General features: G+C 47.5%; 24 protein-coding genes and 1 pseudogene. 9 read left to right on the forward strand and 16 right to left on the reverse strand.

Annotated features, from left to right (window positions below; all coding sequences use genetic code 11):
* Positions 1 to 20: 20 nt before the first annotated feature.
* From smc to NC981_RS18835, 3 genes are all read left to right on the forward strand, one after another.
* Complete coding sequence (gene smc, locus NC981_RS18825) at positions 21 to 3,686, forward strand: chromosome segregation protein SMC (RefSeq protein ID WP_348244344.1); 3,666 nt, start codon at positions 21 to 23, stop codon at positions 3,684 to 3,686.
* Between the two features lie 100 nt (positions 3,687 to 3,786).
* On the forward strand, positions 3,787 to 4,878 hold the full coding sequence (locus NC981_RS18830; RefSeq protein ID WP_348244345.1) for a PRC-barrel domain-containing protein: 1,092 nt from the start codon (positions 3,787 to 3,789) through the stop codon (positions 4,876 to 4,878).
* A 4-nt stretch (positions 4,879 to 4,882) separates the two neighbouring features.
* Complete coding sequence (locus NC981_RS18835) at positions 4,883 to 5,284, forward strand: hypothetical protein (RefSeq protein ID WP_348244346.1); 402 nt, start codon at positions 4,883 to 4,885, stop codon at positions 5,282 to 5,284.
* Here NC981_RS18835 and NC981_RS18840 read toward each other — a convergent pair.
* Entirely contained in the window at positions 5,191 to 5,670 is a 480-nt protein-coding gene (locus tag NC981_RS18840) for a methylmalonic aciduria and homocystinuria type D protein (RefSeq protein ID WP_348244347.1), read from the reverse strand. The two genes, NC981_RS18835 and NC981_RS18840, sit on opposite strands and share 94 nt — an antisense overlap.
* Before the next feature lie 126 nt (positions 5,671 to 5,796).
* On the opposite strand from NC981_RS18840, the gene NC981_RS18845 reads away from it, so the two are divergent.
* From NC981_RS18845 to ruvX, 4 genes are all read left to right on the forward strand, one after another.
* Positions 5,797 to 6,696 carry a site-specific DNA-methyltransferase gene (locus NC981_RS18845; RefSeq protein WP_348244348.1) on the forward strand — a complete coding sequence of 300 codons (900 nt, stop codon included), beginning with the start codon at positions 5,797 to 5,799 and terminating at the stop codon, positions 6,694 to 6,696.
* Between the two features lie 119 nt (positions 6,697 to 6,815).
* A complete protein-coding gene (locus NC981_RS18850) occupies positions 6,816 to 7,976 on the forward strand; it encodes a F420-0:Gamma-glutamyl ligase (RefSeq protein WP_348244501.1) in 1,161 nt (386 codons plus the stop codon).
* A gap of 77 nt (positions 7,977 to 8,053) precedes the next feature.
* Positions 8,054 to 9,307: a GNAT family N-acetyltransferase gene (locus tag NC981_RS18855; RefSeq protein WP_348244349.1), complete on the forward strand. Its 1,254-nt coding sequence runs from the start codon at positions 8,054 to 8,056 to the stop codon at positions 9,305 to 9,307.
* Positions 9,308 to 9,309: 2 nt separating this feature from the next.
* The gene (ruvX, locus tag NC981_RS18860; protein WP_348244350.1) at positions 9,310 to 9,771 is read left to right on the forward strand and encodes a Holliday junction resolvase RuvX; all 462 of its coding nucleotides are present in this window, start codon (positions 9,310 to 9,312) and stop codon (positions 9,769 to 9,771) included.
* A 3-nt stretch (positions 9,772 to 9,774) separates the two neighbouring features.
* On the opposite strand, the pseudogene NC981_RS18865 reads toward ruvX, so the two are convergent.
* The 7 genes and pseudogenes from NC981_RS18865 to pipX form a co-directional block, all read right to left on the reverse strand.
* Positions 9,775 to 10,000: pseudogene (locus tag NC981_RS18865) on the reverse strand (hypothetical protein).
* Between the two features lie 50 nt (positions 10,001 to 10,050).
* Positions 10,051 to 10,485: a hypothetical protein gene (locus NC981_RS18870; protein ID WP_348244351.1), complete on the reverse strand. Its 435-nt coding sequence runs from the start codon at positions 10,483 to 10,485 to the stop codon at positions 10,051 to 10,053.
* A 44-nt stretch (positions 10,486 to 10,529) separates the two neighbouring features.
* Positions 10,530 to 10,973 (reverse strand): SH3 domain-containing protein, encoded by a 444-nt coding sequence (locus NC981_RS18875; RefSeq protein WP_348244352.1) that lies wholly within the window; start codon positions 10,971 to 10,973, stop codon positions 10,530 to 10,532.
* Positions 10,974 to 11,030: 57 nt separating this feature from the next.
* Positions 11,031 to 11,828 (reverse strand): pyrroline-5-carboxylate reductase, encoded by a 798-nt coding sequence (proC, locus tag NC981_RS18880; protein ID WP_348244353.1) that lies wholly within the window; start codon positions 11,826 to 11,828, stop codon positions 11,031 to 11,033.
* A 68-nt stretch (positions 11,829 to 11,896) separates the two neighbouring features.
* Positions 11,897 to 12,499: a cell division protein SepF gene (locus NC981_RS18885; protein ID WP_348244354.1), complete on the reverse strand. Its 603-nt coding sequence runs from the start codon at positions 12,497 to 12,499 to the stop codon at positions 11,897 to 11,899.
* Between the two features lie 629 nt (positions 12,500 to 13,128).
* Positions 13,129 to 13,797, reverse strand: coding sequence for a YggS family pyridoxal phosphate-dependent enzyme (locus NC981_RS18890; RefSeq protein WP_348244355.1), 669 nt, complete (start codon positions 13,795 to 13,797; stop codon positions 13,129 to 13,131).
* Positions 13,794 to 14,063, reverse strand: coding sequence for a transcriptional coactivator PipX (gene pipX, locus NC981_RS18895; RefSeq protein ID WP_190378309.1), 270 nt, complete (start codon positions 14,061 to 14,063; stop codon positions 13,794 to 13,796). The genes NC981_RS18890 and pipX overlap by 4 nt, the downstream gene beginning before the upstream one ends.
* 211 nt (positions 14,064 to 14,274) lie before the next feature.
* Here pipX and NC981_RS18900 point away from each other — a divergent pair, with 211 nt between their 5' ends.
* On the forward strand, positions 14,275 to 14,763 hold the full coding sequence (locus tag NC981_RS18900) for a dihydrofolate reductase (protein ID WP_348244356.1): 489 nt from the start codon (positions 14,275 to 14,277) through the stop codon (positions 14,761 to 14,763).
* Between the two features lie 50 nt (positions 14,764 to 14,813).
* Here NC981_RS18900 and rpoD read toward each other — a convergent pair whose 3' ends face one another.
* From rpoD to NC981_RS18940, 8 genes are all read right to left on the reverse strand, one after another.
* A complete protein-coding gene (gene rpoD, locus NC981_RS18905) occupies positions 14,814 to 15,944 on the reverse strand; it encodes an RNA polymerase sigma factor RpoD (protein WP_190378307.1) in 1,131 nt (376 codons plus the stop codon).
* A gap of 811 nt (positions 15,945 to 16,755) precedes the next feature.
* Entirely contained in the window at positions 16,756 to 17,148 is a 393-nt protein-coding gene (locus tag NC981_RS18910) for a response regulator transcription factor (RefSeq protein ID WP_190378306.1), read from the reverse strand.
* A gap of 529 nt (positions 17,149 to 17,677) precedes the next feature.
* Positions 17,678 to 18,364, reverse strand: coding sequence for a 7-cyano-7-deazaguanine synthase QueC (gene queC / locus NC981_RS18915; RefSeq protein ID WP_348244357.1), 687 nt, complete (start codon positions 18,362 to 18,364; stop codon positions 17,678 to 17,680).
* A gap of 72 nt (positions 18,365 to 18,436) precedes the next feature.
* Positions 18,437 to 19,657: an FAD-dependent hydroxylase gene (locus NC981_RS18920; RefSeq protein WP_348244358.1), complete on the reverse strand. Its 1,221-nt coding sequence runs from the start codon at positions 19,655 to 19,657 to the stop codon at positions 18,437 to 18,439.
* Between the two features lie 62 nt (positions 19,658 to 19,719).
* The gene (locus tag NC981_RS18925; RefSeq protein WP_348244359.1) at positions 19,720 to 20,526 is read right to left on the reverse strand and encodes a YebC/PmpR family DNA-binding transcriptional regulator; all 807 of its coding nucleotides are present in this window, start codon (positions 20,524 to 20,526) and stop codon (positions 19,720 to 19,722) included.
* 44 nt (positions 20,527 to 20,570) lie between these two features.
* Positions 20,571 to 21,407, reverse strand: a complete 837-nt coding sequence (locus NC981_RS18930) for a carbohydrate ABC transporter permease (protein ID WP_348244360.1) — start codon at positions 21,405 to 21,407, stop codon at positions 20,571 to 20,573.
* A 2-nt stretch (positions 21,408 to 21,409) separates the two neighbouring features.
* Complete coding sequence (locus tag NC981_RS18935; RefSeq protein WP_348244361.1) at positions 21,410 to 22,291, reverse strand: sugar ABC transporter permease; 882 nt, start codon at positions 22,289 to 22,291, stop codon at positions 21,410 to 21,412.
* Between the two features lie 2 nt (positions 22,292 to 22,293).
* Positions 22,294 to 23,544, reverse strand: coding sequence for an ABC transporter substrate-binding protein (locus NC981_RS18940; RefSeq protein ID WP_348244362.1), 1,251 nt, complete (start codon positions 23,542 to 23,544; stop codon positions 22,294 to 22,296).
* 37 nt (positions 23,545 to 23,581) lie between these two features.
* Here NC981_RS18940 and NC981_RS18945 point away from each other — a divergent pair, with 37 nt between their 5' ends.
* Complete coding sequence (locus NC981_RS18945; RefSeq protein ID WP_348244363.1) at positions 23,582 to 24,910, forward strand: ABC transporter substrate-binding protein; 1,329 nt, start codon at positions 23,582 to 23,584, stop codon at positions 24,908 to 24,910.
* Positions 24,911 to 25,037: the final 127 nt, after the last annotated feature.

The raw sequence follows: 25,037 nt of genomic DNA on the forward strand, positions 1-25,037 counted from the left end.
CTGATTTTTACTCAACCCCTGTGTACGTCAAGCGCGTTGAACTGACTAACTTCAAATCCTTTGGCGGCACAACGCCGATTCCGTTGCTGCCGGGATTTACTGTGATTTCAGGACCAAACGGGTCAGGAAAATCGAATCTGCTCGATGCTCTGTTGTTTTGTCTCGGTCTTGCTGGCTCGAAAGGAATGCGGGCGGAGCGCTTGCCGGATTTAGTGAATCATACGCAGGCATCGAAAGGTCGATCGACCGTTGAAGCCGCCGTAACTACGGTGTTTGATTTGTCGGATGAGCTGGATTTGTTTCAGGCATTAAGCAATCCGAACGAAGAAAACGCGGATGTTTCGCTGAATGAGCCACATCGCGAGAATGGACATCAACCGGATACCGTTTATGAATTGAATGGAAATGGCAATGGCTCGATTAATGCAGAATGGAGCGTCACTCGTAAGCTTCGTGTAACGCAGCAGGGAACCTATACATCAAACTATTACATCAATGGTGAACCATGCACACTAACAGAGCTACATGAACAGTTAGAACGGATGCGGATTTACCCGGAAGGATACAACGTTGTACTTCAAGGGGATGTCACGCGAATCATCTCGATGAATGGTCGAGAGCGGCGTGAGATTATCGATGAATTGGCGGGAGTCGCATCGTTCGATCGCAAGATTAATCAAGCCAAAGATAAGCTCGATGCCGTTAAGGATCAGGAAGATAAATTCCACATTGTTGAACGTGAATTAATCGAGCAGCGCGATCGCTTAGCGCAAGATCGAATCAAAGCTGAGAAATACAAAAAACTGCGATCTGAACTGCAAGCCAAAGAACAATGGGAAACTGTGATTCGCTACGAGCAGGCGGCTCAAGGCGTTCGCAAATTGCAGGAACAGATTCAAGCGGGTGAAAAAGAAATTGCAGATTTAACCGAGCAAATTGCTGCGATCGATCTGCAAATGAATGAAAAGACGGTTGAGTTAGAAGCACTCAATGCTCATGTGCGATCGCTCGGTGAAGAAGAATTGATCGCAGTGCAATCCACTTTAGCCACCCGCGAAGCTGAATTGCGACAATTAGAGCGTCAGCAGCAAGACTTACAGAAAGCTAGTCGAGAACTGAGTGAGAACTTAGCGAAATCGCAGCAGGATCTACAAGGAAATATTCAAACGTCAACCGCTTTAACTCGCGAGAAACAATTGATCGACACGCAAGAGCTAATTCAGGCAAAACAGCAGCGTGATCAGGCGCGGGAATTGCTCGATCGTAAACGCGATGAAGCGAATGCTTCTGCTGCAAATGCGGATGCTTGGGTGCAGGAACAAACGCAGTTACACCATCACATTGAAACACTGATTAAATCATTAGAGCCTCAGCGTACTGAACAAGCTGCACTAGGAGAGAAGATTAATCAACTCGATCGACAAGTTCAAGACCAAACCGAATCACTCAGAACAACTACCGCTCAACTCAGCGAACAGCAAATTGAAGAAGGCGAGTTATCACAGCAATTAAGTGCTGCAATGACTCAAGTTCAATCACTAGCAGCATCGCTTTCATCAGTTGAACAGGAATTACAAATTCAACAGCAAACTCAATCACGGCTCCTTGAAGAACAACGCGACAAGCAACGCAAGTTAGACAAACTAGAAGCACAAACGCAAGCGGTACAAGAAGCACAAGGAACCCAAGCCTCACAAGTCATTCTGAAAATGGGATTGACGGGCATTTGTGGGTTAGTCGCAGAGTTGGGACAGGTCGATCCGCGATATCAGCTTGCTTTAGAAACCGCAGCAGGCGCGAGATTAGCAAATATCGTGGTCGAAGATGACGCGATCGCGGCGGCTGCGATCAACATTCTCAAACAACGCCGCGCTGGACGTGCCACATTTCTCCCGCTCAACAAACTCAACCCGCCACACATTCCCAATCGGGCAACGATGCGATCGATGCAAGGTTGTATCGGTTATGCGATCAATCTGATCGAATTTGAAGAGCGCTACTACGATGTGTTTGCTTATGTGTTCGGGACAACGGTTGTCTTTGAAACTTTAGGCGATGCACGACGGCATTTAGGGCAATATCGGATCGTCACGCTTGATGGAGAATTGCTAGAAGCAAGTGGCGCAATGACCGGGGGAAGTAGCGGACATCGATCGTCGCTCAGATTTGGCACAGGTCACGCGGCAGAATCGCCCGAACTTGCAGCCCTCCGCCGCAGGTTGCAGGAAATTGACCAAATTTTGGGACATTGCGAAGGCGCGATCGCAAAAGCGACGATTGCCCACAAAGACCAGACCAAGGCTCTCAACGAAGCGCGTCAACAACACCGAGAATTAGAACTCAAACGAGAACAGGTACAAAAGGAACTGAAACGGCTTGAATCTGAGCAAATCCAATTCACTCGCGCTCTTGAAAAGAATCAGCAGGAGCTTTCCACGGCTCAGGTTCGCTTAAAAGTCCTAGATACCGAAGTTCCAACTCAAGAAGCGCAACTCGATCGACTCCGAACTTCTCTCGCTGACCTTGAACAATCCCAAACGCACAGCGAATGGCAACACATTCAGGCAGCGCTACGATCGCTTGAGTCTGCCCTAAATGACAAAGATGTTGCACTAAGAGCAATCGAGCAACGATCGCAAGATCTTGAAACTCGCCTCCAACGACTACAAGAAAAAATCGAGCAAGGACAACTCCGCATCCAGGAAGCGCGATCGCAGCAAACGCTTTTATTGCAACAACAATCTGAAAACACTACCCAACAGACCGCCGTTCAGAGTCAAATCACTGAGTTGAAAAACGCACTGGCTGAACTCGATAAAACGCTAGGTGAAGCAAGACATCAGCGCGACGCGGTTGATCGACAACTGCGCGACCTTCAAAACCGCCAGCAGCAACACGGATGGCAGCGTGATAAAACTCACGAAACCATTCAAGCGCGGCGGGAGCAACTGCTGACCGAACAAGCACAGCTTTCGGTTCAAAGCGCAGAACTTCCCGACCCGATTCCCGAAGTCCCTGAAACCGTTACTCGTGATCTGGGACAACTTCAGCACGAAATTCGCTCAATGCAGAAGCGCTTACAGGCGATGGAACCTGTGAATATGCTGGCATTAGAGGAATACGATCGCACCCAAGCCCGCCTTGATGAACTCACCGAAAAACTCGAAACGCTTCAAGAAGAACGCACCGAACTGCTGCTGCGAATTGAAAACTTCACCACGCTCAGACAGCGCGCCTTTATGGAGGCATACGAAGCCGTAGACATCAACTTTCAAAAGATCTTTGCCACCTTGTCTGATGGCGACGGACGACTCCAACTCGAAGATCCCAACGATCCCTTTAACGGCGGCTTAAATCTGATCGCTCACCCAAAAGGCAAGCCCGTTCAGCGGTTGGCTTCCATGTCGGGAGGAGAAAAATCTCTCACCGCACTCAGCTTTATTTTTGCCCTACAGCGCTACCGCCCATCGCCGTTCTACGCGTTTGACGAAGTTGATATGTTCCTAGATGGGGCAAACGTGGAGCGATTAGCTAAAATGATCAAGCAGCAAGCCCAACAAGCGCAATTTATTGTGGTGAGCTTGCGTCGTCCGATGATCGAATCTGCCCAACGCACGATCGGGGTCACTCAGGCGCGAGGAGCCTTTACCCAAGTTCTGGGAATCAAGCTGCCTCAAAGCGTTTAGAGTGCGTCTAACCCAAATTGCGTTCGGAATTCCGTATCGATCGATCCTTGATATGGTTTGATAATTAGAAAAAAGTGTAAGCAACAGGATTCGGCACTCAATGACAGAAGAATTTCGCCAACGCTCCGACCTTCTTGGAACTCAGGTGATTACACGCAGTACGGGCAAAAGACTCGGCGTGGTGAGTCAGCTTTGGGTCGATATTGACGCGCAAGAAGTTGTTGCCCTTAGTTTGCGTCCGAATCTGTTGTATGGCACCGCTCAACCAATGATGCTCTCCAGCATCCGCCAAATCGGAGATGTCATCCTGGTGGATGACGAAGACGTGGTTGAAGATGTCGATCTCGAAGGATACAGCAATCTGATCGGCTACGAAGTCATCACCGAAACTGGGGAATTACTCGGAAAAGTGCGCGGCTTCCGATTCAACATCGATACAGGCAAGCTGGATAATCTGGTCATTGCGTCGATCGGGCTTCCCCTCATTCCCGATCAAGTGGTCAGCACCTACGAATTACCGATCACCGAAATCGTGAGTAGCGGGCCTGATCGATTAATCGTAATCGAAGGTTCCGAAGACCGTATGACCCAGCTCAGCGTGGGTGTTCTAGAGCGGCTTGGCATCGGCAAAGCCCCGTGGGAGCGCGAACAAGACCAATACCTCGCCCCCGCTCGCCCGGAAAATCAGCTTCCGTCGGGTCAACCCACGCAGGTCGATGTGCGCCCGCGCATTCAAGAACCGATCGTGCAAGTTGAGGAAACCTGGGAAACTGACGAATGGGAGCGCGAGCCGATTCCACTGCGCCGAGAACAAGAACCTCCGCGTCAGCAATATCGCGAAGCCGAAATTTATCCGCCGTCTTCGGTCTATGACGACGATGAAAAAGAGAACTGGGAGGATAGCGACGACACGAATTGGGGACTCTCGACGCGCAACGACGAGCCTGAATACGATGACGAAGCGTATGACAATACCTATGTCGATGAAGAAGATGACGCGATCGCAGTAGAGTTTGAGGAAGTAGGATCTGAGGCACCTGCATCGCCAGAAAGCTTTGAGCCAGGAAATCTCGATGAAGATCCTTGGGCAGACGCGCCAGAAGAAGATATTCCTCCTCAACCCCTGCAAGAACTGAAGATTCCAGATAAGCCGAAGCAAAAACAGCCCGAATACGAGGAGGAAGGCTACTAGATATATGTCCGCCCATGAACCAAACTTGCCCGCGATGTCCCATCCGTTTGCTCATGGGCATATTTTCTCTAGTCCCGGTGGTCACTTCACGTATCGCGTGATTGGGTCTTGCTGTCGCTTATTCGATCGAGAACAACTCCCCTATCCTTGCTGCCGGATCGAATGGCGCGGCAAGGAACCAAGCTGGCGACGCATCGGACGAAGGTTTATTGTCGATTTGGCTTCTCGAAATAGCCCGTCTTACAACGTTGAAATCGTCGGGCGTGAGGCGCACGAGCCGATCGTGCTGACGTTGTACTGGGTCAAACTGCCTCAACCCCTGAAAGAATGGTGGCATTCTCGTAAACCTGCGACTGCCGCTTCAACAGAAGACAGATCTGCCGAAGACATCAAAATTGAAGGATAAACCGCACTTCCCCAGCGCGGATGCACAATTGTGAAACAATTTCCTGCAGGTGTGATCCCATATCCCAAGGTCGATCGCACCACTGCCACATCGTCGAGCCGTAAAGATCCCGCTTTCGACAAAATCGGTAATCCTGTTTTAGGGTCGAACAATTCCGCTAAATATCCGCGTTGACGCAGCAATTCTGCCACCTTGAATCCAAATTCAAGAAACTGCGATCGCAAAATTTGTTTTTGCAAATCGGTTTCCCAACACCGCTCGGTTAATTCTCGGTCAGAAGGCTGCAAAACCACCACGATCGAGCGAACTGGGGTAGACCATTCTGGAAGTAATTTCTCGGAATGCTGACAGATAAACTCGCTTGGTGGATGGACAGAATATTGCATGATTTAGCAAAAAGAAGGAAACGATCGGATATAGTGCTAATGCACCAATTTTAAGTGAAAAATTTTGAGTGAGAGATGCAGCAATTTGACTCAGCTATTGATCATCTTAATTCGCTCGATCGAATCATGATCAATTCAGATCAAAAAACTTCTTCTCCTAACCTTTTCTACGATCATGATAACGGTCAGCTTTGGCTTGGAGATGCGGTGGAATGGCTGAAATCACTCCCTTCTGAGTCAATTGATTTAGTGTTTTCCGATCCTCCCTACAACTTGAAAAAAGCAGAATGGGACAGCTTTGAATCTCAACGATCGTATGTTGAATGGTCGATGCAGTGGATCGAACAAGCTGCACGAATTCTAAAGCCCACTGGAACGTTTTATATCTGCGGCTTTTCTGAGATTTTGGCAGATCTAAGACTCCCGGCTTCACAATTTTTTCAAGGGTGCCGCTGGCTGGTTTGGCACTACAAAAACAAAGCCAATCTTTCAAATGATTGGGGTCGATCCCACGAAAGCATTTTGCATTTTCGTAAAACGAAGAAATTCACGCTTACAGTTGAAAACATTCGCACCCGTTACAACGAACATACGCTGAAATATCCCGAACATCCGCAAGCTTCCACCAGTCGATACAGCGATCGCGGCAAAAACGACACAAAACTCTGGCATCCGCACCCAAAAGGCGCAAAACCGCGAGATGTAATTGAAATCCCGACCACCTGCAACGGAATGAACGAAAAAACGCCGCATCCCACCCAAAAACCCGAAGAACTGGTGCGAAAATTCGTTCTCGCTTCTTCCCAAAGAGGCGATCGCATTCTCGATCCCTTTATCGGCTCTGGCACAACCGCCGTTGTCGCGGAACAACTCGGACGCAACTGGCTCGGCTGCGATCGCTCAGCCGAATATCTCACTTGGGCAGTCGAGCGGATCGAATCTGCCGAACACCGCAGCGACGAAGACTGGTTCTGGCACGATCGCGATCGCGAAGAACGCCGCACAAAAATTCGCCAAACATTTTGAAAAATTCAGTTGACGATCGTACAACTGCCGTATATCTTTTTCAGGCAACGACACAAGGAGTTTTTGTGAGCATAGTCATCGGCATTCTCGGTAGCATCGTCGGATTTATTCTGTTGGTGATGTTGGCGCTTGAAGTTCAGTACAGGCAGCGACCCACCCGCACACTCGATCTGAGTTTGGGCAAGTGGGAACTGGCAGTTTATGAGCCTCAGCGATACGTTTTAGTCGGACAGCTAGAGCTACAAAATCTTGCCCGCCGATTAGAGGTGATGACCCCGCGCATTGATGCAGAGGTTAAACTGCTGTCTTCTGGAAGTCTTGACGAGATCAAGGTCAAAACCCGCATCATTCCCCGATTCAAAGATGCAGAAGTCCGCGAGGATGGCTACTGGGAAGGGCGTGTCGTTAAGCTGGGAGCGCGTGATCCGATCGAAGCCGTGATCGAAATCGAAGGCGAAGATCTGCGCGACCTCAAAGTTGCCTGGATTCAACTGCATTATGTCTATTACGGCTCTCAAGGCTGGATTCCCAAAGTTCGGCATGTGATCGTGCCGCTTAAATTCCCTTCAGCCGAGGAATCAAAACGCTGGCGACCTGCAACCCATGCTGATGTCCTACCCATTAAAACTCACCTGCTCACTCACCTGGATGATCCGGTCAGCGTCGTTAAGCGCTACGTCATGCCTCACGCTCAACCCGGCGATATCGTGACGATCGGTGAATCCCCGCTCGCAATTATGCAAGGACGATTCCGCGATCCGCGTGAAGTGAAACCCGGCTGGTTGGCAACTCGGCTCTGCTATATGTTCTTCCCCACATCGAGCCTAGCGACAGCTTGCGGTATGCAAACTTTAATCGACATTGAGGGAGCGCCACGGGTGCTGGCTGCGTTTATTATCGGCTCGATCGCGAAACTATTCGGGGTCAAGGGGATGTTCTATCGCTTGGCAGGTGAGCAAGCCCGACTAATTGACGATGTAACTGGAACAATTCCGCCTTACGATCAATTTATCGTCTTAGGTCCAGATAAATCGCAAGAAATTGTGGACAGGATTCAGCGAGAAACTGGATTATCTGCGGCAATTGTTGATGTCAACGATTTGAAAGCAGTTAAAATATTGGCAGCGTCATCTGATATATCGATGCCTTTGCTCAAGCAGGCACTGATCGATAATCCCGCAGGCAACGCCAACGAGCAGACCCCTGTGGTGCTGATTCGTCCAATTGATGCCGCTGAAAAACGATCCGCCATTGGGCTGCAATCGGTGAATCAACCTTAAACGAATACCCCTTAAGGCTGTACCCAAAACCGATGTCCAATTCTTACTCTGGGGTTGAACTGCTGCCTTCCTTTCTTATGCCTCGACTTCCTCAGACTGCTAATGCCCTGATTCGTCCCGTGCAATACCGGGATCTCGATGCGATCGACCAACTGACGCAGCAATCACCGGAACATGAATTGCCGCACTGCTCTGCTGTTCGTGAAAAAAGCGTCTCAATTCGCAACTGGTATGGGGTGATGAAGCTCCTCAGTCTGTTTCCGAATCCGCTGCAAAACTTGCCCTGTGTTCATGTTGCAGAGCTAAATCAGCGGATTCAAGGCATGATTCAGGTTTCTCCGTTCAACCGGACTCGCAGCACTTGGCGCGTCGATCGTGTCATGGTTGCGCCTGCGATCGTCGAGTCGGAAGGTGCGGAAGCTCAAGTGATGACGCAAGTAGATATCGGTTCTCTGCTGATTCGCTTCTGTCTAGAGCGGATTTGGCAAGCTCGGACTTGGGTACTTGAAATCGATGTCAATGACAAAGCGGCGCTAGATCTATATCGTCATAATGGATTTCAGCCGTTAGCAAACATGACTTACTGGTCGATTTCGCCAGAACAGCTAGAAGAACTGGCAGAACGAGAGCCGGATCTACCGAATCTGCTTCCGGTCAGTAACGCAGATGCCCAACTTCTCTATCAGCTTGATACGATGGCGATGCCGCCTTTGGTGCGTCAGGTCTTCGATCGCCATGTTCAAGATTTCAAGGTTAGCGTTCTCGGTAGCCTGGTCGAATGGGCAAAGCAAGTCTTTACGCGGACTGAAGTGGTGGGCGGCTATGTGTTTGAGCCGCAGCGTAAAGCAGCGATCGGCTATTTCCAACTGCACCTCTGCCGCGATGGTTCACAGCCGCATATCGCCCATCTAACGGTAAATCCAGCTTACACCTGGCTGTACCCCGAACTGATGGCGCAAATGGCGCGGATTATGCAGGATCTACCTGCTCAATCTTTACAAATGGCATCGCCCGACTATCAACCGGAACGCGAGGAATATTTAGACAGCATTGGAGCCGAGCGAATTGGGCATACCCTGCTGATGTCGCGATCGGTGTGGCACAAGGTTCGAGAAACGAAGTCGATCGCCGAAGGACTGCAACTCGCAGAGATGCTTCAGAATCTTCAGCCCAGCCGTAAACCTGTACCTGGACGCATTTCAATGCTGAAATCGGTTAAGCTCCCGGCACCGGAGAAGGCTCAAGAAGCAGATAAATCTGCGCCGAAAAGCGTGCAAGAACTGATGAAAGCTGCATCCCAAGAACCGCATCGCGAAGATCCCTGCTGCTAAACATGGAGAGAGTTGCGGCACTCGGATTAGATGTGGGGCAGAGGCGAATTGGGGTTGCAGGTTGCGATGGTACAGGGCTAATCGCGACCGGACTCACCACGATCGTTCGTAAATCTTATCCGCAGACGATCGAAGCCTTGCGTCAAATTGTGCGCGATCGCGATGTCGAAATTCTCGTAGTTGGGATGCCCTACTCGATGGATGGCTCGATCGGCAAGCAAGCTCAGCATATCCAAAAATTCGGAGAAACGATTTCAAAGGCGTTATCGTTGCCGATCGAGTACGTGGATGAGCGATTGACCAGCTTTCAGGCGGAACAATCAATGATCACGGCAGGAATTTCGCTTCAGCATAATAAAGGACTGATTGATCGCAAAGCCGCCGCAATTATTCTTCAGCAATGGCTGGATGAACGGAGGGCGAAGCGCGATCTCGATCGTCTCGCAAGCTCTAATCAAGAGTAAACTTCATAGCTGCTCATAGTTCATTGGCTTTGAGCGACCTTCTGAAATTTCTTGTTTTGCCTTTCGCTGTCAATAAGTTATTCTGCGTCCCCTTGAACGAGGCATCCCAACGCTTTTCATCTTCTAGATCAGCAATGTAGTCCCGAAGATGTTCTACAACTTTTTCTTGCAAGTCATCTGGAAGAGATTCAATCATTTTTACGATCGTAATGATGGCAGGCGAAGACACAAGCACTCTAAGAAATTCAATCAAGAATTTTGATCGTATCAGAAATAATATTACTTCTCGTCAGGAAGTAGCGTTTCATCGGGTTTAGCAATTCGGAGTGCATGATCGGGATATTGCCCAACAAATTGATCGACCTCTCGTAAGCGGTCTGGTAAAGACGGATATGCTCCGCGATACCGATGAAATCGAAAGCCGAGCGCATACAACTTCTGGACTTTCTTCCACTGCTCACGATCGCCCCATTTAGGAGCTTTGAATGCACGCCCCATTAGATAAATTGTCCCGCCGCACTGGGGACAAACATGATCTGTGTGGTAAGTTAGCTTGAAGCTTTTCTGACAGTTAAAACAAGCATGAGCAATCAAGTAGGGATATGAAGACTGCGACGGCTGATAAAGTGATCTGATAGTTCGATTTCTGATGGTTCGATTGCCGATGTTCCGTCGAACTTCCATACGACGATACTTTTCTTGTTTGCTGACCATAAGCGTTACAGACTTTACTTTGCCGTAATAAGCGCAACTATAACTTATTGACTCATCTGCTCAACGTTTCCAGCCCGAACCCACCCTTCTTGACCATTGTTTAAGCGAATTTTTTGCCAAGTTTTATCGGCATTCGACTCCAGCACCGTAACGCGATCGTTGAAATCGACACCGCCGATCGATCCCCCTTCACTTCCCGGAGCATCGCGCACCACAAGCCCGATCGATTGCGTCACCCGTGCTGGAAATGCCCCGGCTGGAAGCGGTTTCGCAGCAGTATCAGGCTTATCTGATTTCTCTACCGCAGGTTTTGCAGCAGGCTTGGCGGCTAGATTTTTGGTAGGAGTATCATTCGGGAACGTGGGCTTAGGCGGCATGACGGAAAGACGCGCCATCATAACTCTTGCGGCAACCAAACCACCTGTCGCAAGAAGTGCGATCGCGAAGAACACGCCCAGAACAAATTTGAGGACTGAAGACCACCGCATAGAAACCGCCTGCGAAGAAGATCGCCCAGATTTTAGCATTTGATTTGAAGTTTGAAATCATTGACCGAGTTGCTTGGATCGATTCACGGCTGCTTTTACCGCTTCGATCAATGCCGATCGCACCCCCGCTTTTTCGAGTTCTGCAATTCCAGCGATCGTCGTGCCTCCAGGACTGGTCACACGGTCTTTCAGTTCCCCCGGATGGAGATTTGACTCTTGCAGCAGTTGAGCCGTTCCCCGCACTGTTTGAATCGCTAGCTTGAGCGCGATCGCTCTTGGCAATCCCACCGCAACTCCGCCATCCGCTAAAGCTTCAATGACGATCGCAAGATATCCCGGCCCTGAACCGGATAAACCTGTCACCGCATCTAACATCGATTCGGGCACTTCAACCACTTCTCCGACCGTGCTGAGAATCTGTTTCGCTTGTTCGATGTGATGTGGCTCAACACGCTGACCTGGGGCGATCGCGGTAATCCCAGCTCCAACGGCTGCGGGCGTATTAGGCATCGCTCGAATGACGGGCGCGTTGGGAAATGCCGCTTCAAGCTGCGCGATCGTCGTTCCTGCCAAAATTGAAATGACCAGGGCAGAAACCTGCTGATTTGCTAATTCCTCCGCAACCTGCGGAAATATCTGCGGCTTAATCGCGAGTAAAACAATCTCGCAATCTGCCGCTTGTCGATTTTGCTCGGTCACTTGAACGTGATATTGCTGCGCTAAGAATTCCTGGCGCGATCGATTCGGCTCGCTCACGACGATCGCAGCAGAATCAAACACGTTCTGAGCAACAAGGCGGGACAAGAGAGCCTCTCCCATCATCCCGCCGCCTATCAGGCCAAATTGTTTAGACAATCTATTAACCTCAGATAAAGAGATTAAAGGGTTCGAGATCAAACTATCTTTCACCCTTAACTATTTCTCTAACCTTGTACTGCTCTCGGTTCTGTGCCCCAAACGGGTGTCGGAGCGGAGGCGCGGGGACGAGCAGGAGCAGCTTGGGGCAATTCATTGATCACGCCTGCTTGGGTGCTGACTTGAACACAGCTTGGCGTGAACAAGAAAATGCTTTCACCGATGCGCTCTTGATGACCGTCGATCGCATAAGTACCGCCTGCCACGAAATCTACAGCGCGTTGAGCTTGATCCGGATCCATAATCGTCAGATTCAGCACCACTGATTTACGCTCACGCAATGCTTGAATCACTTGAGGCATTTCTTCAAACGTGCGGGGTTCAACCACCACGACTTCCGAAATTCCGTTTGCTGCTCCAGGCATTCCAATCACATTATTCATAGCGGCTCCTACACCAGTGGTTTCACTTGCAATTCCAACACTTCGATCGCGAAAACGATTTGCCCGCCGCGATCGAGTTTCTTCTTCGGTGGCTGCGACTGGAGCCGGAGCGCTCTCTTCTTGATAGAGCGACTGATAGTCTTGTCCGTCCATCTCGTCGTATTCGTACTCGTATTCGACAGGTTCATTGAGTCCAACGAAATCTCGTAATTTACTGAAAATACTCACTGTTCACGCTCCATCCGAATCGTTATTGAGTTTGCTTGGGAAAGGTACGGTCAAATCATTAGGAGTAGTAGATCGACCTCTGATGTGGAAAATCGTTCTCGATTCACCGCTAGACTGTTTCGCGGGTCAGGCAAATTCCATCTTTTGGGCTGACAGCTTAGAGAAATTCCTACACTGTCGCATAAATGATGAATTGAAAAATCAGTATACATCCAGCGATCGAACTTGAATATTTCTTTTGGAGTTTTTTGTCCCCGGCTGCAATTGTATCGGTAGTTTTAGAAGTTGGAGCATAAATCTAGAGATATTTTTTAAATTTGTTGCAATTCGGTGATGCAGACTGTTCTGACTGATTCAAACTATTGAGATAGGCAGCTCATTTTCAAACATAGGGAAAATTTGACCGCAAAAAAGTAGCTTAATTCAATAGAATTCCGGCGTATATTTTGAAAGAATAGAAACGGCACGATCGACGCCGAAAGCTGGGTCTTTATCCCTGACCTCTTCACATTCAGTACTATACGTAAGTGATCTTTATTACAAGATGAGAAGCGCACCACTGAAGTAAGGTTTCGATTCGTTTCTGATAAGTGGTACATACAGTACCACTTATTGCTGAAATTCTGCGATTATTTTTGCAGTCTTGCTCCAAACAGCACTCGTCCCGGTCGAATCATCGTTGCGCCCGCCTGAATTGCCAAAGCATAATCACCCGACATTCCCATCGACAGTTGATCGAGATTGAGCTGGCTGTGAGTTCGGATTTTTTCAGCAAGTTCTCTAGCTTGTCTAAACAGCGCGATCGTGGCCTCGGCTTCTAGGTCAAACGGTGGGATCACCATGAGTCCTCGAATGTGCAAGTGCTTTAATTGCTCAAGCTGCGGGATCGCGTCCCAAAGCTCTGAAACTGAAAATCCTGATTTGTTGGGATCGCTCATGAGTTTAGCTTGCAGGCAAATTTGTGGCTTGCGGTCTTGTTCTTCTGCAAGCCGATCCAGCCGTTGCGCTAGCTTCAAACTATCGACCGAGTGAATCCAATCAAACAGGTCGATCGCGCTTTTTGCTTTGTTACTCTGCAAATGCCCGATCAGATGCCACGTTACATCGGTTAAATCTTTTAATTCTGCGCGTTTAGTCTCAGCTTCCTGAACCCGATTTTCACCAAAATCCCGAATTCCGGCGGCATAAGCAGTTCGCATTGCTTCTACGGAAACCGTTTTCGTCACGGCAATGACCCGGATATGTGGTGGAATTTTGGCGCGGAATTCGGCAATGTGGTTCTGTAGAGACGAGATCATTGAAATGTGCTTTTGTGAACTTTCTGAAGCTGATCGTACTCCTTGTACATTCCCGATCGGCGTAACATTCTCATGCGATTTTCGACCATTACTCTTGCATCGCTGCGTCCGATCGATTCAAATTCCAGTCCGTCTGCACCTTGAGATACGACAAAAAATAACCGTTGCGCGTAGAGCGTACTAAATAATTCCCGATGTTCTTCAACCAGACACACCCGAAACAGCAGCCCAAATGTTGGGTGGTTCAAATAATTCTCAGTATCCATCTACCATCCATCAGCAAGAGAGTAAGCCCAATTCGGAATCATCAACATCAATAGGAAATAGGAATTCAGAAATTGTAATCATTAATTGCAATAATATGTCCGTCTTAGCCGTGAGTTGCACGAAGTAGGATTGGGGAGTTTTTGCAACCGCGAGAGTTACAGCATAAATTGAGTGACTCAGCTTACCCTGTCATCAAAATAAGTTGCTATCATGTCCGAGATTATTTTAATTGCTGCGATCGCCCAAACAAACGGAGTCATTGGAAATCGCGGCAAACTGCCTTGGTCGATCCCAGAAGACCTCCAACGCTTTCGGCAACTCACGCTGCATCATACCGTCATTATGGGACGGAAAACATGGGAATTTGATCTGCAAAAACGCCCATTATCTCAACGCACTAACGTTATCGTTTCCTCACAATCACTGAGATCTGAGTTACCAAATATCGAATTTGTACGATCGCTCTCTGATGCGGTTGATCGACCAGAAGAAAAGCTGTTCGTGATCGGTGGCGCATCGATTTACCGTCAAGCGTTGGAACTCGTGGATCGTATGGAGTTGACGATCGTAGAAGGTCACTACGAGGGCGATGTATTTTTCCTAGAGTGGCGCGATCGTCTAAATGAATTTGAATTAGTCAACTTGGAGTCAAGAGCTGGCTATCGATTTGAAACCTATCGTCGCGTTGTGCCCCAATAAAAAACCGATCGCAATACTGCGATCGGCTCATAGTCGAAATCAGTTAAACCCTAGCGAATGTACTCTTTCAAAACACTGTTGCGATTCGGGTGACGGAGTTTCCGCAGAGCTTTCGCCTCGATTTGACGAATGCGTTCGCGGGTCACGTTGAAGATTTGTCCAATTTCTTCAAGCGTTTTCATCCGACCATCATCCAAGCCGTAGCGCAAGCGCAGCACATCTTTTTCGCGTGGGCTGAGCGTTGCCAAAACGCCTTCGAGGTCTTCACGCAGCAGATTCTTAGACACTTGATCTTCTGGGGTTTCACCATCAGATTCGATGAAGTCGCCTAAGCGAGAATCTTCTTCCTTACCGATCGGTGTTTCTAGCGAAATCGGCAACTGAGCAGACTTGGCAATAAAGCGCAGCTTCTCGATCGTCATTTCCATCCGAGTTGCGATTTCTTCTTCAGTCGGCTTGCGTCCCATTTCCTGAGACAACAGTTTCGTTGTCTTCTTGATGCGGGAAATGGTTTCGTACAGGTGAACCGGAAGCCGGATGGTTCTCGATTGGTCTGCAATGGCGCGAGTAATTGCCTGACGAATCCACCAGGTCGCGTAGGTCGAGAACTTGTAGCCTTTTTCGTGGTCGAACTTTTCTGCCGCCCGAATCAGACCCAAGCTGCCTTCTTGAATCAAATCTTGGAACGACAAGCCGCGATTCATATATTTCTTCGCGATCGACACCACTAATCTCAGATTCGACTGCACCATTTTATCTTTAGCGCGACGACCTAAATGCAGGCGATGACGGAACTGCGGCAGGGGCATTTTCACTTCCTGTGCCCAATCTGCATCTGAAGGTTCGCGATCGAGCTTGTCGGCTAACTTGAAGCGAATGCGCTCTAATTCCAGCAAGTCCGCAATCTTACGGGCGAGTTCAATTTCTTCGTCGGCGCGGAGGAGGCGAATTCGACCGATTTCTTGCAAATATAACCGAATCGAATCTTCGGTGTAGTGCTTCTTCTTGGCTTGAGTCCGGCGACGAGTTGCACGCCCCTTGACGGGTTTTCCCTCTTCGTCATCCTCTCCTTGATCTGAATCGTCAAGATCATCAAGGTCATCGAGTTCTAACTCGATTTCTAGAGCTTCTGAAGGGTCAAATGCCTCTTCTACAACAAGTAAGTCTTTGGCTTGGGTCATGCCGCGTTCCTCGTGCTCCTTAAGTAATGAAGTAAAATGTCCCAGCACTGAAAACAGATGTTGGTGGTTCGATGCAGTCTTGCTGACCCAGAGGCGGTGTTGCTTGCCGAAGCAAGCTCTCGTTCGTCAACTGGTGTGCAGTAGAGCGATCGGCAAAATGATTCAGTCAAAACGAGCAACTGCTACAACTTCCGAGAAAATACGGTTGGCAGAGGCTGACTTTCTGAGATCATTATTTCTAAATGATTGGAATGACTCCCCGATTGTAGCCTTTCTCACAAAAGTTGCACCCTTTTCCTGATTTCTTTATTAATCATTCTTGATAAATCTGCTGTGTCTAGCATTCACGTTGCTGTTCCGATGATCGCGATCGTTTTTATCAGGATCTTTGAGTTGCACAGTGATTCATCTCTTAATGGGACAACCTCTCTGTTAGAGTCAGGCATCAATCTGATTCAAATCTATCGCAAAATTCTGGCGTGATCCACGTTTGTATCTCTATGTCACCCCCGAAAGTGATAGATAATTTGTGGCCTGTTGACAACGTTAGCCCAAAATTATCAGACTGAATCAATTGGCTAATTAGCTTACCTAATGCAACGCGATTCGATATTCAAGGCGCAAATGCCTACTAAATCGATATTTTGAGGCGTTCACTACGATTAACTCGATGATAAGCGGCAGTTATTGCAAACTAGGTTGCATGGAAAGAAATTCGCTAAGGTATTAGTTTTATTTATTTGGCTTGAGAACGAATTAAAAATGTCTGTCTTTAGAAAGATGCGAGGTTGAATGCTGAATCTGAATCTATTCAGATGAGAGATCGTTGACAGTATTGACGAGCAGAAGCAGAATGAATCAGTGAAAATAGTACATCTGGACTTAACGGTTTAACGAGAAAACCATCAACATCGGGGTGCTGCTCTTGATAAAGCCAGCTCGGAGAATCAGTTTCTGTAACGATCACAAGCGTCATGCGGTCTGCATGGGCAATCGTGCGGAGTTGATGAATTGTGGCTTCCGATCGCAGATGCTCTTGCAGAATGACAAGACAAGGGGGATTTTGGCTCACTCGTGCTAGGGCTTGATCAGTGGTGTCTACAATCTCTACGTCGAGTGCGACTTGCTGAAGGAGCGATTCTAGCCCGTGCAATTCTTCGATTTGTGGAGCTAACAGCAGAATGTAAGTGGACGGAAAGACCATGACGAAAGTACCAATCTGAAATTCAATATAGCGACTGGTTTATTCGCCTTTTTCAAGGTGAAACTCGCTGAATATCTTTCGATGCTTGAGTTTCAATCCTTTATTGCTTGTTTTTATGCTTCGGTATTTCTTAGCTTTTAAGCTTTTAGAAATACTTCCCACAAACTTTTTGTCTACAATTTCTATTCTCTTTAGAAACTACAAATTAGAGTTGCTCCGTACGCTCGATTAGGGACTATTGCTTGTGGTGCAAGGCTTAGGCAAAATAAAGTGATAGAGATTACTTCTAATTTTGTACTGATTGAGTGAGCCAAGACGGCCGCTAAATTAAAGCCGCTTCAAAAAGAGTTTGAAGATTTTTGACTTGCTCTTCTAACAGAATGTTTAGAGTATTTATGAGGCAAGAATCTACTGATTTCTTTTAGATTTCATCTCGTTTTTTCTAGAAATGAATACAGAATTAGCCCTACTTCAGATGTGCCGTTTTATTCAACTTTTGGAAGCAAATCTTAAGCTAATTAAGGCAAGTTTATTGAAACAATTCTTGACTTTGAGAAGTGGCAAGCTCCGGATGTCCAGCTTCAATGAGTGCTCGATCGCGGATTCGACAAGAATCACACACACCACAAGGAACTTCACCGCCTTGATAGCACGACCAGGTTTTGTCAATTGGCACTCCAAGCGCGATCGCTCGCTTCACGATATCTACTTTGGAATCCATGACCAGGGGGGCAATTAATTTCGGCGCTCTGCCTTCTAATCCTGCTTTGGAAGATAACTCAGCTAAATGTTGAAACGCAGTGAGATACTCTGGGCGGCAATCTGGATAGCCTGAATAGTCCACCGCATTGATGCCTAGATAGATAGCTTCTGCGTTTTGTGCCTCCGCTAGAGAAAGGGCGATCGCAATAAATACGGTATTGCGCCCTGGAACGTAAGTAATCGGAATTTGATCAGGCTGAATGCCTTCTGTCGGCACCTCAATTTCTGTATCGGTCAGTGCTGAGCCGCCCCACTGCGCGAGATTCACATCGATGACAAAATGTTGGGACAACTTGAAGTGCTGCGCGATCGCCTGTGCGCATTGGAGTTCGCGATCGTGTCGTTGACCGTAACGAAATGAAAGCGCGATCGGTTCATAGCCATCGGAGATCGCTTGTGCAGTTGTGGTTGCGGAATCTAAACCTCCGGAGAGTAAGACGATCGCTTTCGGCATAATATTCTTCCAAACTTGCCGTCTATGATCTTTGCACCATCTCCGCGTAATTCTCAACCACTAGACATTCATTTAGCGCTGAGCAAGTTGGGGAGTGCGTCCGGTCAAGCCTGACATGATGCGAAAAACGATCGTTCTTAAGGGCTGAAGGGTTCGCAAAATCCACAAGCTCAGGCGACGAAGTTGCACGATCGGGACAATCTGATTCGAGAAGGTGCGATTTAAGATGTCGGTGATGCTCAAGATCAGCAGGTTTTCCCACTGTCGCCAACGTTCGTAGCGCTTTAGAACGCGCAGACTGGCAATGTTTTCGCCGCGTTTTTTTGCGGTTTGTAAAACTTGTGCTAGGGCAGCAGCATCGCGGATTCCCATGTTGATGCCTTGACCGCCTAACGGATGGCAGCTATGAGCGGCATCTCCGATTAAGGCAAACTGCGGCAAGACATACTTGCGGCTGTGCATCAACTGAATCGGGAAGAGGTAGCGCTGTCCTTCGATTTCTGGTGTGCCGAACTTCGAGCCATATCGCGCTTGGAAGGCTTCAATAAAGGCGCGATCGTCAAGCGCTAACAGAGCTTCGGCTTCAGCACGAGGGGCTGTCCAGACGATGCGACAGCGATTACCGGGAAGTGGGAGAATGCCAGAAGGCCCTGTTTTCCAGAACCATTCATAGGCGGTGTTGTTGTGGGGAGCATCGAGCTTGAGTGTAGCGACGACACAAGCCTGCCAATATTGCCAGCCAAGCGTTTTAATTCCGGCTTGTTGACGGAGGGGCGATCGCGCGCCATCTGCTGCAACGACTAGGCGCGATCGGATTTGCTGCACTTCACCATTGAGCAGAACATCGAGAACCACATCACTGGACTGGTGCTCGGTTTTAATCACTTTGGCAGGACAGAAGCGATCGACATTTGAGCAAGTTTGAAGCAGATCCTGAAGTGCGGTAATTAAAACTCGATGTTCTGCGACATATCCTAAAGTTTCAGTGCCAATATCGCAGGGTGCAAACTGAACGGCAGTCGGATAGTCCGAATCTGAAAGGCGCACGTTCTTGTAGGTTTCAACTTGAGGGGAAATCTGTTGCCAAATGTTCAAGCCTTCAAAGATGCGGCTGGATAAGAGCGAAATAGAATACGCCTGAGCGCGAGAAACTGCCAGCGAAGACACTTCAGCCTCGATCAATGCGACTCGAAAGCCAGAATCTTTTAAGGCACACGCGAAGGTGGTTCCTACGACACCGCCACCGACGATCGCAATGTCATAGTCAAGAATTTTCGATTCAGCGATCTGCATACCCGTTGAGCGATACGAAACTTTACACCTATTCTCGCGTAGATTTTTGATGTGAGCAATCGTTAAGCGATCGATGCCATCATTAGTTCTTCAGCAATGTCAAAGTTGGCGGTCGCGTTTTGCACATCATCGAGTGCATCAAGCGCGTCCATCAGCTTGAGCAGAGCGCGGGCGTGATCGGGGTCGGTGACTTCGATCGTATTTTGGGGAATCCAGCGGAGTTCGACTTGCGCCACAGTGTAACCCCGGTCTTTCAGGCTTTGACTGAGGGATTCCAGGTTTTCGACTTCGGTAAAAATTTCTGCGGCTTGTCCGTCTTCGGTTTCGATTAGCTCATAAGCGTCGGCTCCACCTTCGAGGCAGGCTTCGAGGAGGGCTTCTTCGTCGATCGACACTGCTTCAATTTTGCGGCTGCGTCCGGTCTTTTGCGGAGCGAAAGAAAGTTCGACAATGCCTTTTTGCTCGAACATCCAGCCCACGCAACCGGGTTCACCCAAGTTACCGCCGTTTTTGCTAAAGGCTTCTCGTAAGTCAGCAGCGGTTCGATTGCGATTGTCAGTAAGGGCTTCGATCAGGATAGCCACACCGCCTGCACCGTAGCCTTCATATTGAATGGCTTCCAGTGGGGCATCTGTGCCAAGCTTGCCAGCACCTTTGGCGATCGCGCGATCGATATTTTCGTTAGGAATGCCTGCGGCTTTGGCTTTTTCGATCGCGGTTCTGAGCTGAAAATTACCTGCCGGATCAGGAACTCCATTGCGAGCCGCAACAATGATTTCACGGGAAACCTTAGTAAAGATGTTTGCTCTTTTAGCGTCTACTCTGGCTTTTTGGCGTTTAATGTTTGCCCACTTGCTGTGTCCTGCCATACCTACAAATCGAAACGGGTGCGATTAATAGGATATCGAAAAAGTTACGATTTGCCTCCGGTGAAGGTCACGCCCTGAATAAAATAGCGATTGAAGAACGCATAGATAATCAGGGCTGGCAGCGTGAAGACCATCGAAGCTGCCATGATGTAATTCCAGTAAGTGATGTATTGACCTTTGAAGGCGTTTAAGCCGATCGGTAGGGTGAACATTTCAGGATTTGACATGACAACGAGGGGCAATAAAAAATCGTTCCAGGAACTCATGAAGATGAAAATTGTTTGTGCAGCTAGAGCGGGTTTTGCTAAAGGCAGAACAATCTGAAAAAAGGTTTCAAATCGATTTAATCCATCGAGTTGTGCAGCTTCTTCTAGCTCTTTTGGAAAATTAACAAAGAATTGCCGCATCATAAAAATAAAAGTGGCGTTGACGACGGTTGGGACAACTAATCCTTGATAAGAATTGAGCCAGCCTAAAGATTTGAGAATTAGAAATTTGGGAAGTAATGTAATTTGGGCCGGGACAACGAGAACTGCCAGAACCAGAAAGAAGAATAAACGGTTTCCGGGAAATTGAATTCTGGCAAGGGCGTATCCCGCCATTGAATTGAATAGAAGATTAAACAGGGTGACAAAAATAGCAACGATCGCGCTATTGAATAACCATCTGCCAAAGAGCGGTTCTTGTGCAAAAATTGCTTTGTAATTCTCTAAAGTAAACTCCTGGGGAATAAAGTTAGCTCCACTCGCTGAGATTTCTGAGAGTGGTTTAAACGAAGCAGAGAGCGCCCATAGAAAGGGAATAAAGGTGACGATCGCATAAATGATCAGTCCACCATACATTAACCAAATCCACCAGCGAACTGTGTTTGTTTTTAACATGATTAATCTAAGCTCTCTTCTCTAAAGAAATAGCGTTGAATTAAAGTCGCTAACATAATGACGAGCGCAAGAATGAGTGTTAATGCAAGCGCATATCCCATGTCTAACCGATTGAAAGCGTATTGATAGATCAGAAGCACGATCGTTAATGTGGCGTTATCAGGGCCACCTGAGCCATTTGAGAAGATATAAGATTGATCAAATAATTGGAAGGTTCCGATAATGCCGATCGTAATCACAAAAAACGTTACAGGCTTGAGAAATGGCAGCGTGATACACCAGAATTTCTCCCAGGTTGTTGCACCATCGATCGAAGCGGCTTCATATAAACTTTCTGGAATATCTTGCAGTGCAGCCAAATAAATCACCATAAATAACGGTGCAGTTGCCCAGATATTCATCAACATAATTCCTTTGAGTGCAACTTGTGGATCACCAAGCCAATTATAAGTAGGTAAACCGACTGCATCTAGAAAATTATTTAACAACCCATTCGAGTTATAAATCCACATGAATATGAGTGTGAGAACGGCTGAAGAAGTCACAGTCGGTAAGAAGAATGCAACTCGAAACCAGCTTCGACCGCGAATTTTAGCATTAAGTAATAAAGCGAGGACGAGGGCTAGAATCGTTTGGATTGGAACAACGATCGCGACGTATTGAATTGTATTTGCAAGCGCGATCCAAACTCGTTCATCATCTTGAATCCGAATAAAATTTCTCAATCCTGCAAAGCGAAAATCAACCTCACCGAGTAATTGAACTCGATAGAAGGAAAGCACGATCGCATAAATCACAGGCAATGCCAAAAATACACCCAAGATTACGATCGCAGGTGTCATAAAGGCATAACCTGATAACGCTTCTCTAGATTTTTGTTTCATTGTTATTTCGATAAATAGATTTCTCGATTTGCAGTATTTTGAGCGCGTTTCATCGCTTCGGGTAAAGGTTGCTGTCCGAGCATCGCACTGACAAATTGATTATCAAAACTGGTGACAATGGTTGGTAAAGTTTCGCCCGCTTGCCAGAGTGTTCCATACTTTGCACCTGCAACAAAGGGTGAATAAATCGGATTACGATCGTATTTCATTTCCGCTAACACCGATCGCCGCGATGGCAGGGTAACACCCTGTTTTGCCCAAGCTTTCATCCCAGATTCGCTCGTTAGAAACTCAATTAATTTCCAGGCTGCTGCTTTCTGTTTCGATTGCCGATTCATTACATAAGCAACGGTATAAATCATCGTGCCTTGTTGATCGTTAATTTTCGGAACTTCTGTCGTTTGAAATTTCAGGTTTGGAAAGGTTTCTTTGAGATAGGGAATTGCCCAATTTCCATCGAGTGTCATTGCTACTCGTCCCTGTCCGAATGCTTCACTATTTGAATTAGCACCGACATCAGTTGCTTGTGCGGCGGTGCGATCGCGTCGATATTGCTCAATCACAAGCTGTAGTCCTTGAAGTCCCTCTGGACTATCAAATGCGGCGTAGTCGGTTTGATCCACTAGCTTTCCGCCAAATGCCTTGATCATAAAGGTTTGACGCGGCAATTCAGAGACAATTCCCATGCCGTACTGATCGATTTTGCCGTCCTTGTTTTCGTCGATCGTTAGTTTCTTGGCTGTCTGCCTCAACTCATCCCAGGTTTTAGGAGGTTGGGCAATTCCTGCACTTTTCAAAGCAGTTTGATTATAGAAAAGTGCGAGGGTTGAAAAATCTTTTGGAATGCCGTAAACGCTGTTATTTCGTTTAAACGCGTTTAATAAGCTGGATTCAAAATCATTCAGTTTGAATTCTGACTTAATGTAGGAATTAAGCGGCTCTAAGACACCAGATTTAATTAAGGCTGGTGCTTCAAATGCTTCTAAATAAAATACATCAGGGGCAACTTCTCCAATTAAACGAGTTCTAATCACATCCATATACTGGCTATTGATGACTTCTCGTTTGACTTTGATGTTCGGATTTTTTGTCTCAAATTCTCGAATCACTTGATCGAGTAGTTTTCCTTCGTTTGGATTACTTTGCCAGCCGCTTAGCGTGATTTCAACTGGTTTTGAATTAGAGTCCGATCGACACCCCACCGTAAAGAATAGTAAACTGATTGTGATCGCGCTTGGAATCAACTTTCTCATACACTAATCAGAGATTCGTAATTCTTTCATCCTAATCATGTCGCTGCGGTTTGCCCATTTGCTGAAATTTGTTTTTACGATCGCGATTTGCCTCAGTTTATTTGGATGTCAACCTGCTCAATCCTCTAATGTAACTCGATTAACGCTGTGGCAAGGGGTGAACCCGCCGCCGAATCGGGATGTTTTACAGAAGTTGGTCGATCGTTTCAATCAAGCTCACCCCAATATTCAAGTCGAATCGCTCTACGTTGGACAAGGCGATCAACAAATGCCCAAAATTCTCGCGGCAGTAGTCGGAAATGCTCCCCCAGATATGTTGTGGTATGCACCAATGATTACTGGGCAATTGGTGGAATTGGATGCGCTGAGGTCGATCGATGATTTTCTCACAGCTTCATCGGTTAAATCAGAACTCGATCCTGCTTTGCTCAATACGATGCAATATGAAGGAAAAACTTGGTCGATTCCTTTTGGTACGAACAATGTCGGTATTTATTATCGTCCGAGTCTGTTTCAAGCAGCAGGTGTGAAAAAACTTCCGCGAACTTGGACGGAATTTCGGCAAGTGGCGAAGCAGTTGACTCGCGATACAGATGGAGATGGAAAAGCAGACCAACATGGAATGCTTTTACCATTGGGCAAAGGAGAATGGACAGTCTTTACCTGGTTGCCGTTTATGTTTAGCGGGGCTGGAGAGTTGAGCAATGCGACTGTAACTTATGGCAACGAAATCACCCCTGAAAAGGTTATTCCCAGTAGCGCTTCAGCCGGAGTGAATATTGCTAATTCAGGAGCGATCGCAGCTTTACAGTTCTGGCGCGATTTGATGCAAGACGGCTCTGCAATTCTGTCTCAACCCGAACGCGGTTACGAACTCGATGGATTTTTAACCGGTAAAGTCGCAATGCAGCTTTCAGGGCCTTGGACATTGGGACAACTGCAAGCGACCCAGGTTGATTTTGGGGTATTGCCAATTCCAAAGGGAACTCAAGCAGGAACAGCGATCGGCGGCGAAAATCTATTTCTATTCAAATCCACGCCAGAGCGAGAACGAGCGGCGTTTGAGTTTGCTGAATTCGTCATGAGTGAGGAATTTCAGACCGAATGGGCGATCGGCACAGGATACCTACCCACCAATCTAAAATCGCGAGAAAGTGAAGCATACAAAGCATTCCGAGCAAAGCAGCCTGCGGTCGATGTCTTTCTCGGTCAGGCGCAATTTGGGCGATCGCGTCCGATTTTCCCAGGATACAACCGAATTTCGGATAACTTAGGACGAGCGATCGAGGCGGCATTGCTCGATCGCAATACACCAGAGGAAGCACTAAAAGCTGCACAGCAAAGATTAGATTTAATCTTTAAATAACTTCAAAACTTTGAGGGTCTGTATTCAAAAAATCGAGCAGTTGATTAAGTTGAGTATCAAATGTTGAAGAACAATGTGTTTTCCCACCAAAGCTGAGATGTGTCTTGTAGAATGAAATCAATGAACA

Origin of the sequence: Leptolyngbya sp. DQ-M1, from assembly GCF_039962505.1 — a bacterium.
Classification (GTDB): Bacteria; Cyanobacteriota; Cyanobacteriia; order Leptolyngbyales; family Leptolyngbyaceae; genus Leptolyngbya.

Bases quoted from the DNA above. Each gene is read 5' to 3' on its own strand.
- NC981_RS18855 (WP_348244349.1), top strand. From the start codon at position 8,054: ATGCCTCGACTTCCTCAGACTGCTAATGCCCTGATTCGTCCCGTGCAA.
- NC981_RS18925 (WP_348244359.1), bottom strand. From the start codon at position 20,526: ATGGCAGGACACAGCAAGTGGGCAAACATTAAACGCCAAAAAGCCAGA.
- NC981_RS18840 (WP_348244347.1), bottom strand. From the start codon at position 5,670: ATGCAATATTCTGTCCATCCACCAAGCGAGTTTATCTGTCAGCATTCC.
- NC981_RS18900 (WP_348244356.1), top strand. From the start codon at position 14,275: ATGTCCGAGATTATTTTAATTGCTGCGATCGCCCAAACAAACGGAGTC.
- pipX (WP_190378309.1), bottom strand. From the start codon at position 14,063: ATGGATACTGAGAATTATTTGAACCACCCAACATTTGGGCTGCTGTTT.
- NC981_RS18945 (WP_348244363.1), top strand. From the start codon at position 23,582: ATGTCGCTGCGGTTTGCCCATTTGCTGAAATTTGTTTTTACGATCGCG.
- ruvX (WP_348244350.1), top strand. From the start codon at position 9,310: ATGGAGAGAGTTGCGGCACTCGGATTAGATGTGGGGCAGAGGCGAATT.
- NC981_RS18870 (WP_348244351.1), bottom strand. From the start codon at position 10,485: ATGGTCAGCAAACAAGAAAAGTATCGTCGTATGGAAGTTCGACGGAAC.
- NC981_RS18830 (WP_348244345.1), top strand. From the start codon at position 3,787: ATGACAGAAGAATTTCGCCAACGCTCCGACCTTCTTGGAACTCAGGTG.
- NC981_RS18930 (WP_348244360.1), bottom strand. From the start codon at position 21,407: ATGTTAAAAACAAACACAGTTCGCTGGTGGATTTGGTTAATGTATGGT.
- queC (WP_348244357.1), bottom strand. From the start codon at position 18,364: ATGCCGAAAGCGATCGTCTTACTCTCCGGAGGTTTAGATTCCGCAACC.
- NC981_RS18835 (WP_348244346.1), top strand. From the start codon at position 4,883: ATGTCCGCCCATGAACCAAACTTGCCCGCGATGTCCCATCCGTTTGCT.
- NC981_RS18940 (WP_348244362.1), bottom strand. From the start codon at position 23,544: ATGAGAAAGTTGATTCCAAGCGCGATCACAATCAGTTTACTATTCTTT.
- NC981_RS18890 (WP_348244355.1), bottom strand. From the start codon at position 13,797: ATGATCTCGTCTCTACAGAACCACATTGCCGAATTCCGCGCCAAAATT.
- NC981_RS18935 (WP_348244361.1), bottom strand. From the start codon at position 22,291: ATGAAACAAAAATCTAGAGAAGCGTTATCAGGTTATGCCTTTATGACA.
- NC981_RS18850 (WP_348244501.1), top strand. From the start codon at position 6,816: ATGTTGGCGCTTGAAGTTCAGTACAGGCAGCGACCCACCCGCACACTC.
- NC981_RS18845 (WP_348244348.1), top strand. From the start codon at position 5,797: ATGATCAATTCAGATCAAAAAACTTCTTCTCCTAACCTTTTCTACGAT.
- NC981_RS18920 (WP_348244358.1), bottom strand. From the start codon at position 19,657: ATGCAGATCGCTGAATCGAAAATTCTTGACTATGACATTGCGATCGTC.
- NC981_RS18875 (WP_348244352.1), bottom strand. From the start codon at position 10,973: ATGCGGTGGTCTTCAGTCCTCAAATTTGTTCTGGGCGTGTTCTTCGCG.
- rpoD (WP_190378307.1), bottom strand. From the start codon at position 15,944: ATGACCCAAGCCAAAGACTTACTTGTTGTAGAAGAGGCATTTGACCCT.
- NC981_RS18910 (WP_190378306.1), bottom strand. From the start codon at position 17,148: ATGGTCTTTCCGTCCACTTACATTCTGCTGTTAGCTCCACAAATCGAA.